Genomic DNA, 14,463 nt, shown 5'->3' with positions numbered 1-14,463 from the left:
AATTAAGAGCTAACCCATAAAAGGAAATAATATGCCTATTTATAATGCGCCAATTCAAGACATGAAATTCATTTTGAATGATGTATTCAATGCAGCTGATTTTTGGCAAAAAAATGAACAGTTAGCCCATGTTGACAGTGATACGGTCAATATGATTTTAGAAGAAATGTCAAAATTTGCTAAAAACACGTTACTGCCCATCAACCGCTCGGGTGATGAAGAAGGGGCACAATATCTGGGTGAAGGCAAAGTAAAAACACCCACTGGCTTTAAAGCAGCATTTGACGAATATGCACAAGGCGGCTGGATTGGTCTAGGCGGCGATCCAAATCATGGCGGTCAAGGCATGCCAAAAATGGTGACGATGCTCGCTGAAGAGATGGTATTTACCGCCAACCAATCATTCGCGCTCTATCCAAACCTATCAGGTGGTGCGTGTATGTGTATCTATAACGCAGGCTCTGAAGAACAAAAACAAACCTACCTAGAAAAAATCTACTCAGGTGAGTGGACAGGTACGATGTGTTTGACCGAACCGCATGCAGGTACGGATTTGGGTATCATCAAAACCAAAGCCGTGCCAAACCAAGACGGTAGCTACAATATTACAGGTACCAAAATTTTCATCACCGCAGGTGAACATGACTTAGCGGACAACATCATCCATTTGGTATTGGCAAAAACCCCCGATGCCCCAGCAGGCTCAAAAGGGATTTCATTGTTTATCGTACCCAAATTCCATGTGAATGCGGATGGCTCATTGGGCGAGCGTAACGCGGTAAGCTGTGGCTCTATTGAGCACAAAATGGGTATCAAAGCGTCAGCGACTTGCGTCATGAACTTTGATGGTGCCAAAGGCTTTATGGTAGGTGCAGAAAATACCGGTCTTGCGTCCATGTTTATCATGATGAACTATGAGCGTTTGACAATGGGGTTACAAGGTATCGGTGGCGCTGAGTTAGCGTATCAAAACGCCACAGCTTATACCCTTGACCGTATCCAAGGTCGCGCCGATAGCGGTATCCAAGAGCCAAACAAAGCCGCTGACCCAATCGTATTTCATGCCGACGTTCGCCGTATGCTGTTAAATGCTAAAACCATCAGTGAGGCCTCACGCTGCTTTGCGATGTATGTCGCCAAAGAACTTGATACCAACAAATATACAGATGATGCTGAAGCAAGAAAAGCTGCTGATGACCGCGTTGCTCTTTTGACGCCCGTTGCTAAAGCATTCTTAACTGACCGTGGTCTTGAAGCGTCAATTGATGCACAGCAATGCTTTGGTGGTCATGGCTATATCCGTGAATGGGGTATGGAACAAATCGTACGTGATACCCGTATCTCGCAAATTTATGAAGGGACCAATGGTATCCAATCACTTGACTTGTTGGGTCGTAAAGTGGTGAAAAACGGCGGTGCGTTTGTGACAACGTATGTGCAAGAAATGCGTGATTTTGCCAATAACATGAACGCAGACCATGCCATCAAACAAGCGATTTTAACATCAGCGGATAAACTTGAAGACTTAACTAAAGCGGTGGTAGCAGCGGCAGCGGTAAATAAAGACGAAATCAATGGCTGTGCGGTTGATTACTTACAAGCCTTTGGTTATGTCAGCTTTGCTTATATGTTTGGCCTGATGGTTGAAGCTGCGAATGGCAAAGAGGGCGATTTCTATGCCAACAAAGCAAAATTAGCAGACTACTATGTCGGTCGTATGTTGCCACGCTTAGATGCGCATATTGCGATGGTAAAAGCAACAAGCCAACCCATCACAGCATTTGACCGCGATTATTTTGCGGCAACCATTGCTTAATCCCTACTTAAACATAAAAAAATCGGCCACTTTAGCCGATTTTTTTATGAATTAACATGTTAGCGAAGTATATCGTCATCGTCATGTGCTAACGATTCATCCTCATCAAAATCAAAGTCTTCATATTCATAATCCGCTGAGTCGTTTTCTTCAACGACAGCAACGCACTCTTCATATAATTCAAAAATATATTCTTTGATATCACTTTCTTGCTGGTGTTTATTTGGCGTGAGTTTGGCTTCTTCTTCATAGATAAATTTTGCCAAATTTAGGGCGACATAGTTATTACTTAGTTCAATCATGGTGTTATCCTTATTATGTGGGGTATTATTATTTTAAAACGATAGCGATAGCGCATCGTTAGTATGACATATTCAAAAATAGAAAGCTTAAAGCAGTTGTAAGCTCGTGTAAAATTTGAGCGTTTAACAATTTGACGCCATAAAATATAAAACCCACCGAAGTGGGTCTATATGACTGCTTACTGCTTATCGTTTAGGCTTTGGGTAAGGTCACGCCCATTTGACCTTGGTACTTACCGCCACGGTCTTTGTAGGAAGTTTCGCATACATCATCGGCATCACTTTGGAAAAATAGCATTTGCGCCACGCCCTCGCCGGCATAGATACGCGCCGGTAAGTTGGTGGTATTACTAAATTCAAGCGTCACATGCCCTTCCCATTCTGGCTCAAGCGGCGTGACATTGACGATAATACCGCAGCGAGCATAGGTAGATTTTCCCAAACAAATGGTCAATACATCGCGGGGAATACGAAAATACTCGACAGTACGAGCCAAGGCAAATGAGTTGGGCGGGATGATACATTCATCACCCACGATATCAATAAAGCTACGCTCATCAAAGTTTTTTGGGTCAACGATGGCAGAATGTACATTGGTAAACACTTTAAATTCGCGGGCACAGCGGACATCATAACCATAGCTTGAGGTGCCGTAGCTGACCAATTTTTGTCCCTGCTCGCCCACACGTACTTGACCGGCTTCAAATGGTTCAATCATGCCGTGTTCGGTTGCCATTTGGCGTATCCAGCGGTCGGATTTGATAGACATGGTGGTTTTTCCCTTAATTAATTTGCACGAATTATACTTTTTATTGTCCCAAAACTCTAAGAAAATTTATCCATCTTTTTGCTTATGTAATATAGTGCAATACCACAATAAGGGAAAAGCTTGCCATTATTAGGATTTCGAAAATTTAATAATTTTTTTTCCCAATCTTTTTTCGTTGCAGTTCCCTTTACTTTCTCAAAAGATTCATATAATTGTTCGAGCACAGCCTTTCTGTTATTTTTAAGGAACTCTAAGTTAAGATTAAGAATTTCGTTTAGGTTTTTATCAAATTCTTCATCTTCGGAACTAATTAGTCCATTCCTATCATAGGAAATTTTAAGTAAATTTTTATGATGAGGATTGCTCGGGTTAAACTTAATTATTTCATCATTTTTTCTAGTATCACAGTGTTGATATTCTTTTGAATTTCCATGTCCTCCCATACAACAACCTAGCATATTACTAAAATTTAGTTCCAATTCTGAATTGTTACTTTGACAAGCAAAATGTTCAATTTTCATTTTATCTTTAGTAATTCTTTGCATGCAGTAAGCACAAATATGACCTTGCTCTGCTAACAACGCATCTCTCACATCATCTTTGTCTCTGAAATTATCATAGGTAATATCAGCTAAATTTCTTTTGTTTACTCTATATTTAAGTAATGATTTTGGCTCTTGTTTCTTATTGATGAAAATCATAGAAAGTTAATCTTTTAAAAAGTTTAAATGAGTTTTTGCTTGAATCGTGCCTGGTAATTCTCCAAATTGATTTTCTAAATTATCAATTTCAGTTTCTGCTTCATCATAATTCCCTTCATCAATTTCTTGAAATATATTGTCTAATTTGATTTTGAAATCTTCGTTAATGGGCAAACTGTTCATTATCTCACTTAGAACATCTGAGCTATCTAAGCCAAGTGAGCGTTCTGGATGGAACACTACTGGTTGCTGCTGTTCATTATTCCAAGACAAAATATGTAGGCATTCTCTAGGAGTTTCACTAATTATTTGGGGTGAGTGTGTAGTTAATATAAATTGAATATTGGGAAAAACTTTTTGCAATTTATTAATTACTTCTCTCTGCCATTTTGGATGTAAATGCAATTCAATTTCATCAATTAGAACAATACCTTTGCCATATAAAGGATTTTCTAAGCTTGGATTTGCAAGTATTAAACGCCTTGCAATATCCCCTACTAAAGCTAATAATGACTTTTCTCCGTCAGAAAGCTGATTAATTTGTATTAGGCTACCATTTTTGATAGCGACCATTGCTAACGGATTTCTACGAATTCGAATATCCAAAACATTTGGTACGAAAACTTGTAATGCCTCTTTAACAAAATCTAGATTTCTCTTTGTTTCTTTATATAATCTTTTATCTTGCATCTTTAAACGCATATTCAGTGTGTCTTTAAGGTTATTCAAAGAATCAATTATTGATTCAATCTCTTCAGATTTTTCATAAATATTTGAACCTACAGTAAAGTGACTTGTATTGTTTTTCCAACCTTCAATTTGTTCTTCAATCTCACGAATTCTTGAAATATAATAATTTTTATCTACATCATCTGATTTATACTCATTTTCATAATCTTCTTGCTCTCTAAGCCATTCAAATAAGAGACGAAAACTTGTATCACCATTCAGTGAACCTTCATAGGCATTGAGCAGAGTAAAACTATGCTTATTCCTCACTCGCAAAGGTATATCTAGAACTACTCTATTATTTTTATAATACGCAAAAAGAGGAATATTATAATCTTCTTCAAGTGCAAGAATATTTTCTTGAATAAATTGTGCGTATTTTTTCAAAGCATCAATTTCATTGTTTTTGGACTTACCAAATCCTATTCTAGTCTGATTTAGAACAATAAAGTTATTGACATCATTTTTAATAAAATCATCTTTAAATTTAGCTGATGCAAATGTTTCATTAGATTTATTGAATATATCAAGTTCGTTTATCTTAATTGCTCTTTGACTCGTACCTTTTTCAATTTGAGAAATAATATGTGACATAAAAATGGAGCAAATATCAAGTATTGTTGTTTTGCCCGCTCCATTTATTCCTGCTATTACATTTAAGTTAGGATGAAAATCCAATTTCAGCTCTTTAAAAGCACGAAAGTTTTTAAGGTGTACAGATTCAAGTTTCATTTTTATCTATAAATATGTATTTAGTTATACATAATAAAATAGCCCAAAAATCTAATCAACTAGACTTTTGAGCTATTTGTTGTAACTCACATAAAATTAACTCATACGTAATTTATCAAACGTAAAATTGCCCTGTCCATCGACATCCACTTTGATGGTGTCACCCGCTACAAACTCGCCCGATAGCAATTTGACTGATAGCGGGTTCTCGATTGCTTGCTGGATGGCACGTTTTAGCGGTCTTGCACCATACACAGGGTCATAACCCACAGCAACCAATTGAGCCATGGCTTCATCTGACAATACAATGTCCATGTCACGCTCTTGGAGACGTTTGCGTAAGCGTGACAGTTGAATATCTGCGATACCCGCCATTTGCTCTTGCCCTAATGGATGGAACACCACGATTTCATCGATACGGTTGACAAACTCTGGGCGGAAATGCTGATTGACTGAATTCATCACTGCCGCTTTGATTTCTTCGTAGCTATCGCCTGCCATCTCTTGGATTTTATGCGACCCAAGGTTTGAGGTCATGATAATGACGGTGTTTTTAAAGTCCACAACGCGGCCTTGGCTATCGGTTAAGCGACCATCGTCTAGCACTTGCAGTAGGATATTAAACACATCGGGATGCGCTTTTTCTACTTCATCAAACAATACCACACTGTAAGGTCGACGGCGTACTGCTTCGGTCAATACCCCACCTTCTTCATAACCCACGTAGCCTGGGGGTGCACCGACAAGACGGCTGACACTGTGTTTTTCCATAAATTCAGACATATCAATACGAATCATGGCATTTTCATCATCAAACAAGAAACTTGCCAACGCTTTGGTCAATTCAGTTTTACCCACGCCTGTCGGACCTAGGAACAAGAACGAACCGCTAGGACGATTGGGGTCAGACAGCCCTGCACGACTACGGCGCACCGCATTGGCGACTGCTTGTACTGCTTCATCTTGACCGACTACGCGCTCATGCAGTTTTTCTTCCATGTGCAGCATTTTTTCACGTTCGCCTTGCATCATTTTGGTAACAGGGATGCCTGTTGCAGCAGCAACAACTTCAGCGATTTCGTTTTCGGTGACTTTGTTACGTAGCAGTTTGACGCTTGGCGCTTCACCTGCTTGCTCTTTTTGCTCAGCCAAGTCAGAGTCTTTAATACGTTTTTCCAGTTGTGGAATGGTTTCGTATTGCAGTTTTGACATGGTCTCGTAGTCACCTTCACGCTGGGCTTTTTCATAGGCGATACGTGCTTTATCAAGCTCGTCTTTGAGCTGTTGGCTACCTTTAACAAGGGCTTTTTCTGCTTGCCAAATTTCATTTAAATCTGCGTATTCTTTTTCAAGCTCGCTGATTTGGGTGTCCAGCAGTTTTAGCTGGGATTTTGCGCCTTCGTCATCTTCATGCTTTAACGTTTCACGTTGCATTTTGAGCTGAATCAAACGGCTTTCTAATTTGCCCAAGGCTTCTGGTTTACTATCAAGTTCCATTTTTAGACGGCTAGCGGCTTCATCCAACAAATCAATGGCTTTGTCGGGCAATTTGCGGTCGGTGATGTAACGGTTACTCATCTGCGCGGCGGCAATAATCGCACTGTCTTGGATATCAACCCCATGATGCAGTTCATAACGTTCTTTTAGACCGCGCAAAATGGCAATGGTATCTTCTACGCTAGGCTCATCAACAAAGACTTTTTGAAAACGACGCTCAAGAGCGGCATCTTTTTCGATATATTGGCGGTATTCATCAAGGGTAGTCGCGCCCACGCAGTGCAGCTCACCACGCGCTAACGCAGGTTTGAGCATATTACCCGCATCCATCGCGCCATCGGCTTTACCGGCACCGACCAAGGTATGAATTTCATCAATGAATAAAATGACTTGTCCTTCGCTTTTTGCTAGGTCGTTAAGTACCGCTTTTAGGCGTTCTTCAAACTCACCACGGAATTTTGCGCCCGCAATCAGTGCCCCTAAATCAAGTGCTAATACGCGTTTGTTGCGCAAACCTTCTGGCACGTCACCATTGACGATTTTTTGTGCCAATCCTTCGACAATGGCGGTTTTACCCACACCCGGCTCACCAATGAGCACAGGGTTGTTTTTGGTACGGCGTGACAATACTTGAATGGTACGGCGGATTTCGTCATCGCGCCCAATCACGGGGTCAAGTTTGCCCGATTCGGCACGTTCGGTTAAATCGATGGTATATTTATTTAAGGCATCACGTTGGTCTTCGCTATTTTGTGTATCCACTTTATCACCCCCACGAATAAAATTAATGACTTGTCTTAGTTTTGGTTCATTGACCCCTGCTTTTGCAAGCAGTTTTGCGGTATCGCCCGTCTCTGCTAGGGCAACCAGCACCCAATCGGTAGATAAAAACTGATCGCCCGCTTTTTGCGCATGACGCTCGGCTAGATTTAAAATCTTAACCGTATTTGGGCTGAGATTGACATCACCTGTGGGTGTGCCAATCACCGCTTGGTTGTTGAGCGATTGTTGCACCTCTGTTTTTAACTGATTTAAGTTTGCGCCTGCTTGTTCATACACATTGGCATTACTCGGTTCATTGAGTAGCACTGACAACAAATGAATCGGCTCAATCGCGGTATGATCACGAGTGACAGCGAGCGTTTGTGCCTGCTGAACCGCGTTTTGTAAGGCATTGGTAAATTTATCAAATTGCATTATTATTTTTCCTTTTAGCTTTTATTTTAACTAATTAGCTTTGAACTAAAATTGATATGGTGTTTTGATAAATCTTTTCAATATCCATCTTTAAATTTTTTTAATTAACAATGTTTATTTTGATGATTGATGATGGCTGTATTTTCAATTATAACTTGGGTTAATAGCTTGCAAAATTCAACGTGTTACCTATCAAAAATTGACAATAAAAATGTAGATAAAATCATAGACAACCAAATTTTGGCTTATCGTATAACCTCCAAAGGGATACAGCTAATCAGTTTTACTGACTAAGTTGACTGACTGAGTTTTGTGCTTAGCTAATATGCGTTTCCTTTTAATAGCAACTTAGTAGCGTAAGAGCACTTTGGTTTTTATCAGCCGCTTTGACCGTTATTCTTTAAAAAATTACGCGAACTAAAGTTTAAGCCATACTTGAAAGTTGATACTAAAATTTTATGGACGATAATTAAAATTATATAATATTTTCAATGGTTTATTGTAAGGCGGCTTACATTACATTAACCTATCTACTACATGAATAGACAACAACCGTGCATGGCGCGTGTTACTGTGCAAAACATCAAATGATAACGCCACATAACATATTATATTAGTTCAGTGGCGTTGCTTTATTTGGTCAAATAACAGTCAAAAAACAACAACAGAAAAACAATAACTAGGAGTCATACCCATGCGCGCATTAACCTATCACGGTGCCAAAGATGTTCGAGTTGACAATGTTCCAGACCCACAATTAAAAGCCAAAGATGATATTATCTTAAAAGTTACCGCTACCGCCATTTGTGGCTCGGACCTACATTTATACCGTGGCAAAATCCCTGCGACCGAAGAAGGCGATATTTTTGGTCATGAATTTATGGGGGTTGTCGAAGAAGTGGGTGCTGACGTTACGGCGGTAAAAAAAGGCGATCGCGTGGTGATACCATTTGTAATTGCCTGTGGTAGCTGCTTTTTTTGTCAAAATGATTTGATGGCAGCCTGTGAGACCACCAATGAGGGTCCCGGCGCGGCGATGAACAAAAAGCTTATTCCGCCACCTTCGGCATTGTTTGGTTTTAGTCATTTGTATGGCGGTGTGCCGGGTGGACAAGCAGACTATGTGCGTGTCCCAAAAGCCAATTTTGGTCCTTTTAAAGTCCCAGGCTCGCTGGCTGATGAGAAAGTGTTGTTCTTATCGGATATTTTGCCGACTGCATGGCAAGCGGTGACGAACGCCAATGTTACCAAAGGTTCGACTTTGGCTATCTATGGTGCAGGCCCTGTGGGCTTGCTATCAGCTGCCTGTGCCAAAATGTTAGGCGCTGCACAGATATTTATCGTTGACCACAATGACTATCGTCTGCAATACGCACAAGATACGTATGGCGCAATTCCTGTCAATTTTGACAAAGTTGATGCCGCAGAAGCGATTATTGAGCAAACTGCGGGGCATCGTGGTGTCGATGCGGTGATTGATGCCGTTGGTTTTGAATCAAAAGGTAGCATCGTTGAAACGGTATTAACGACGCTCAAGCTTGAAGGCTCAAGTGGCGCGGCATTACGCCAGTGTATAGCAGCGGTACGCCGTGGTGGTACAGTCAGTATTCCTGGGGTATACGCAGGTCCGATTCATGGTTTCTTAATGGGTGATGCGTTTGACAAAGGATTAACCTTTAAAATGGGTCAAACCCATGTACATAAATACTTGCCACAACTGCTTGAACATATTGAAAATGGGGATTTATCGCCTGAAGCGATTATTACCCATCGTATGAATCTATCGGATGCGGCAAAAGGCTATGAAATCTTTGAAAAACGTGAAGAAGAGTGTCGAAAAGTGATTTTGACACCGTAATTTTACCTTGTCATGGATTTAGCATGATTAATTTAGAATGATAAAATGATAAAAATATAAGATGAGTGTTAGTCACCTTCATACCATTACCTATCATTCAGTCACTAGCCCCTCACAACTTTTAGCTGATAATTTAGCCAAAGTTGTGCAAGGGGTTGGTGATTTTTTGCTATTGTTAGATATTGATGGGACGCTTAGTGAATTTCACCCCGATCCCCAGCAAAGTTTTATCAGCAATGATAATTTAGCAATTTTAGCGCAGTTACAAAACCATTTACCCGTTTGGCTAGTAACAGGGCGGTCAGTTGCCGATGCTAGACGTTTGACAGCGCCGTTAAAATTGCCGGTGATTGGTAGTCACGGTTTGCAATGCGATACTTTAATCGATACCTATTCTTTAGTGCATATCAATTTAGCGCAGCTACAACAAATTAATCAAAGCGTCGTTAATGCCACTGGTGATCATCCACACTGGCGCATTGAGCAAAAACCTTTTGGTGTGGCACTGCATTTTCGTGAGCACCCTGAACTTGCCGATAGTGCTTTAACCATTATGCAAGGTATTGGGCATGATTTTAATGATTGGCAACTTAAAGCGGGCAAATGTGTGTATGAGCTATTGCCGCAAGGGGTCGATAAAGGCAGTGCCATTAACCATGTTTTAAAACACTATCATCCTCATTGCCGTCCAATATTTATCGGCGATGATGTGACTGATGAAGCAGGATTTATTGCCGTACAAAGTTATGGTGATACATCAAATAAGAAAGGTAGTGATATCAAAGGAATTGGTATCAAAGTCGGTTGTGAACCTACCCATGCCCATTATTATGTGAGCGACGTCTCAGCCGTTACTGTGTTACTTAAAGGATTATTGACCCTATGTCAAAGTTGATCGTGTTATCGAATCGGGTTAATTTACCTAATAAACAGTCACCTAAAGCTGTGGCAGGCGGGTTGGCAGTAGCGCTTCAAGAAGCCCTTGCCAAAGATGGTGGTATTTGGGTCGGTTGGAACGGTCAAGTAGTGACAACTATCAGCGATATGCCCGATACCGTCAATCAATTTGCGACTGAGCAGCATGACAAAGTCACCTATGTCACCACGGCTTTTTCCCCCATACAATATGAAAAGTATTATTGTGGTTACGCCAATAATCGACTTTGGGCGGGGATGCATGACCGCACGGATTTGATTATATCAAGTAGTGAAGATTTTAGCGTTTATCAAGCTGTCAATCGTATGTTTGCCAAACAACTACAGCAAATCGCACAGCCTGACGATATGATTTGGATACAAGATTATCACTTTTTTGCGGTAGCAAGGCATTGCCGTGACTTAGGCATGAAACAGCGCATTGGCTTTTTTTTGCATATTCCATTTCCCCAGTTATGGGTATGGGATTTTTTGACTTATGGTCAAACGTTAATCCATCAATTACTCGATTACGATGTGGTTGGATTACAAACCCAACAAGACGCTCAAAATTGTGTCGCGGTGATTGAGCAGCTACTCCCCCACGCCATCCAAATTACTCAAACAAATGCGCGTACACTCATTACCCATGGTAATCATACCACCTTAATAAAAGCCTATCCGATTGGTATCAATCCTGTCTATATTCATAAGCTTGCTAGTCAACCGCTGTCCGACCAAGCTGTGTTAAAAAATCTCACTTCAACCATCACCACGATTCTAGCGGTGGAACGACTGGATTACACCAAAGGTATTCCCGAACGCTTACAAGCTTTTGCTGCCTTTTTGCGGCGTTATCCGCAATACCTTGAACGAATTCAGCTCTATCAAATTGCTTGCCCTTCCCGTCTTGATATTGAGACCTATCAACAGTTGCGACAACAAGTACACACCCTAGTTGAGCAAATTAATAGCCAATTTGCTACTGCCAGTTGGCAACCGATTATCTATCAAGAAGACCCTGTTAGTCATGACAATTTAATGCCGTTATTTAGGCAATGCCAAATTTGTTGGGTTAACTCGCTAAAAGACGGCATGAATTTGGTGGCAAAAGAATACATTGCTGCCCAGGACGAACAAAACGCAGGGGTTTTGATTTTGTCTAAAAATGCGGGGGCAGCGCACCAACTTCAGCAAGCTATCTTGGTCGACCCGAATAGCAACGACAGCATGATAGAGGGCTTATACCAAGCATTGACCATGACCAAACAACAACGGGAACAACGTCACCAATCGCTGCTACAGGGCATTTATGAGACCGATATTGACACGTGGCGAGCGCATTTTTTGGCAGATTTAACCCACATGGATAAAACTCCATAACCCAATCACAGAGACAATAAAATAGACAACAAAACAGCCAATGAGAAACTCACAATGACACCAGTGTTGGATCACGCTTTACCTGCCGACTATCACCAATCGGAATTGGGCAAATTAATCACCGCTACTTTGCAAGACTTTCGCAGAACGGTTGATACATCACCTAAATTAAGCGATACCGCTTATGTCACACAATTAAAGCAAACTTTGTCACAGTTGGTGCTTTTGTCCGCTCAAATTGCCTTGCCCGCAAACGGTAATACTTTACAGCGCTGGCAAGTATTGGCACAGGTTGCGGCTTGTGACTTGAACTTGGTCAAATTTTTTGAGTCGCATCTTGATGCATTGGCGATTCTGGCAGAATTGGGCGTGGACGATATCGCTGATGGTCTATGGGCAGTATGGGCAGCAGAAGGCGGTGATGACCCACTGCGTTTTGATGGCGAAACATGCACGGGACAAAAACTGTGGTGTTCGGGTGCGACCTTTGTCGATCATGGCTTGGTTAGTTTCCGAGATGACCAAAATAACGCCCAATTACTGATGTTAGCCATGAAGCAACCGCAAGTGACCATTGATGACAGCGGTTGGTATGCGGTAGGTATGCCCTACACGGCGACAGCCACCCTCCATCTAAAAGGCGCTCATGCCACCCAAGTCATATCAAATGCGATTGCCAAAGACAGCAGCCCTTATCTCGACCGCCCAGGATTTTGGCAGGGTGCGGCAGGGGTAGCGGCTTGTTGGTATGGCGCGGCAGCCCAGTTGGCACAGTTTTTATTGGACAGTTATCAGCAAAAACCCCAAGCCTTTAAAGCACTTTATCTTGGCGAAGTGTCGCAAGCACTCAGTGTCACCCAAGCGTACTTTCATCAGGTTGCGCAATTAATCGATAGTGAGCCTAGCCAAAGTCATGCACTTCCCATCCGTATCTTAAGAGCGCAAGTGGAGACTACCGCCATGCTAGTGCTTGAAAAAGTTGGTAAAGCTTTGGGGGCAACGCCTTATTGTAAAAACGCCCATTTTGCACGGCTAACGGCAGATTTATCGGTATTTATCCGTCAAACCCATGGCGCATTTGACAGTGAAGCGATTGGCAAATTGACTGCCGAACAGCTAGGCGATTCACAAGGGGGAGTATGGCAACTGTAGATTCTAAGCCCGCCCCACTACATCCGATTGTGGGTGACCGTTTAATTGCAGGCGACGGCACCTCTGCACAAGACTGGCAAGCGTGGCAAGGGTTGCACAGTCTCACCAGACTGGATATATCGACCCATTTCCCTACCCATCGGCGCGTGTGTATTTTTGCGCCGCACCCAGATGATGAGATTTTGGGCTGTGGTGGCTTGCTGCAAGCGTTGGTGGCTCAAGGCAATCAAGTATTGATTGTTAGCGTCACCCACGGCGAAAAAAGCCACCCTAACTCACCGCTGTATCCAACCGACAAACTGGCAAAAATCCGAGCGCTTGAAAGCCAGCTTGCGCTTGAAACGCTCGATAGCAGTTTGGATTTGCCCAATGTGTCGATGACGAGCTTAAATTTTCCTGATGGTGAAGTTTTTGGGCGACAAGCGGATTTTTTTGACAAATTAACATCGCTGATTCAGCCCACTGATATTTTAATCACCCCATTTGCGTACGATGGTCATCCCGACCATGAAGGCACTGGGCAAGTGGTACAGCGTTTTGCCCATGAGTTTAAAAGTCGCCTAAATTTGACCTGCTATCAAGTGCTGATTTGGGCATGGCATTGGGCAAAACCTGGCGATAGCCGTATTCCCTGGCACAAGGCATGGCGATTTGATTTAAGCGAATTGCAGGCGCAGCAAAAAAGTTATGCCATGCGCTGTTTTAGCAGTCAAATCTATGCTGACCCAACAACGGGAACAGCGCCTATTTTGTCTGACACCACCTTAACCAGACTTAGCCAACCATTTGAGGTATATCTTTATGACTGATGTGTCAGCGTATTTTGCCCAAATCTATGCCGATAGTAGCGACCCTTGGCAATATGAAAAACGCTGGTATGAATTGCGAAAACGCGCGATTTGCTTGTCATTGTTGCCCTACCCGCATTTTGCCAAGGCGATTGAACTGGGCTGTAGCAATGGTGTATTTAGTGAGCAGCTAGCTCAGCGCTGCGATTATTTGAGGTGTGTGGATGGGCAACTTGAGGCAGTCAAACTTGCCAGTGAGCGTCTGCAAAAAAAGGCACATGTGCAAGTTATGCAAGGCTTGATACCGCAGGATTTGCCGAATGAGCGATTTGATTTGATTGTGGTCAGTGAGATTTTATACTACTTGGCGCCTGACGCACTGACCGAAGTCATCGCTTGGCTCAACACTGCATTGACAGACAATGGCGTGATTTTAGCCTGTCATTGGCGCTATCCGATTGACGGATTTCAACTGACAGGCGAAACAGTCCACGACAGTTTGCAACAACAGCTACGCTACCGTCAGCAGAGTCATGTGATTGACCAGGATTTTTTGTTGACCATTTGGCAAGCCAATCACCAAAGCCTTGCCAAGCAAGAAAATCTAGTGGAATAACTGAGAAA

General features: G+C 42.1%; 12 protein-coding genes. 7 read left to right on the top strand and 5 right to left on the bottom strand.

Annotation, left to right across the window (positions count from 1 at the left end; genetic code table 11):
- The first annotated feature begins 31 nt into the window (after positions 1 to 31).
- Positions 32 to 1,816 carry an acyl-CoA dehydrogenase C-terminal domain-containing protein gene (locus LAJ61_RS09355; protein ID WP_224053687.1) on the top strand — a complete coding sequence of 595 codons (1,785 nt, stop codon included), beginning with the start codon at positions 32 to 34 and terminating at the stop codon, positions 1,814 to 1,816.
- A 59-nt stretch (positions 1,817 to 1,875) separates the two neighbouring features.
- On the opposite strand, the gene LAJ61_RS09350 is transcribed toward LAJ61_RS09355, so the two are convergent.
- From LAJ61_RS09350 to clpB, 5 genes are all read right to left on the bottom strand, one after another.
- Positions 1,876 to 2,118, bottom strand: a complete 243-nt coding sequence (locus tag LAJ61_RS09350) for a hypothetical protein (protein WP_224053686.1) — start codon at positions 2,116 to 2,118, stop codon at positions 1,876 to 1,878.
- Between the two features lie 193 nt (positions 2,119 to 2,311).
- Positions 2,312 to 2,887, bottom strand: a complete 576-nt coding sequence (gene dcd, locus LAJ61_RS09345; RefSeq protein ID WP_224053685.1) for a dCTP deaminase — start codon at positions 2,885 to 2,887, stop codon at positions 2,312 to 2,314.
- A gap of 56 nt (positions 2,888 to 2,943) precedes the next feature.
- Positions 2,944 to 3,588: a retron system putative HNH endonuclease gene (locus LAJ61_RS09340; RefSeq protein ID WP_224053684.1), complete on the bottom strand. Its 645-nt coding sequence runs from the start codon at positions 3,586 to 3,588 to the stop codon at positions 2,944 to 2,946.
- 6 nt (positions 3,589 to 3,594) lie between these two features.
- The gene (locus tag LAJ61_RS09335; protein ID WP_224053683.1) at positions 3,595 to 5,049 is read right to left on the bottom strand and encodes an AAA family ATPase; all 1,455 of its coding nucleotides are present in this window, start codon (positions 5,047 to 5,049) and stop codon (positions 3,595 to 3,597) included.
- Between the two features lie 96 nt (positions 5,050 to 5,145).
- Entirely contained in the window at positions 5,146 to 7,743 is a 2,598-nt protein-coding gene (gene clpB / locus LAJ61_RS09330; protein ID WP_224053682.1) for an ATP-dependent chaperone ClpB, read from the bottom strand.
- 694 nt (positions 7,744 to 8,437) lie between these two features.
- Between clpB and LAJ61_RS09325 the strand changes: the two genes are divergently transcribed.
- From LAJ61_RS09325 to LAJ61_RS09300, 6 genes are all read left to right on the top strand, one after another.
- Complete coding sequence (locus tag LAJ61_RS09325) at positions 8,438 to 9,601, top strand: zinc-dependent alcohol dehydrogenase (RefSeq protein WP_224053681.1); 1,164 nt, start codon at positions 8,438 to 8,440, stop codon at positions 9,599 to 9,601.
- Positions 9,602 to 9,662: 61 nt separating this feature from the next.
- Positions 9,663 to 10,496 carry a trehalose-phosphatase gene (gene otsB / locus LAJ61_RS09320; protein ID WP_224053680.1) on the top strand — a complete coding sequence of 278 codons (834 nt, stop codon included), beginning with the start codon at positions 9,663 to 9,665 and terminating at the stop codon, positions 10,494 to 10,496.
- Positions 10,484 to 11,899, top strand: coding sequence for an alpha,alpha-trehalose-phosphate synthase (UDP-forming) (locus LAJ61_RS09315; protein ID WP_224053679.1), 1,416 nt, complete (start codon positions 10,484 to 10,486; stop codon positions 11,897 to 11,899). Before otsB ends, LAJ61_RS09315 begins: the two co-directional genes overlap by 13 nt.
- 54 nt (positions 11,900 to 11,953) lie before the next feature.
- Complete coding sequence (locus tag LAJ61_RS09310; RefSeq protein ID WP_224053678.1) at positions 11,954 to 13,051, top strand: acyl-CoA dehydrogenase family protein; 1,098 nt, start codon at positions 11,954 to 11,956, stop codon at positions 13,049 to 13,051.
- Positions 13,039 to 13,860: a PIG-L deacetylase family protein gene (locus tag LAJ61_RS09305; RefSeq protein ID WP_224053677.1), complete on the top strand. Its 822-nt coding sequence runs from the start codon at positions 13,039 to 13,041 to the stop codon at positions 13,858 to 13,860. Before LAJ61_RS09310 ends, LAJ61_RS09305 begins: the two co-directional genes overlap by 13 nt.
- Positions 13,853 to 14,455, top strand: a complete 603-nt coding sequence (locus tag LAJ61_RS09300) for a class I SAM-dependent DNA methyltransferase (RefSeq protein ID WP_224053676.1) — start codon at positions 13,853 to 13,855, stop codon at positions 14,453 to 14,455. The genes LAJ61_RS09305 and LAJ61_RS09300 overlap by 8 nt, the downstream gene beginning before the upstream one ends.
- Positions 14,456 to 14,463 lie beyond the last annotated feature (8 nt).

It is taken from the genome of Faucicola osloensis, from assembly GCF_020041925.1.
Classification (GTDB): Bacteria; Pseudomonadota; Gammaproteobacteria; order Pseudomonadales; family Moraxellaceae; genus Faucicola; species Faucicola osloensis_D.
Note: the sequence above shows the minus strand (reverse complement) of the source record. Positions and strands in the feature narration are given on the sequence as shown.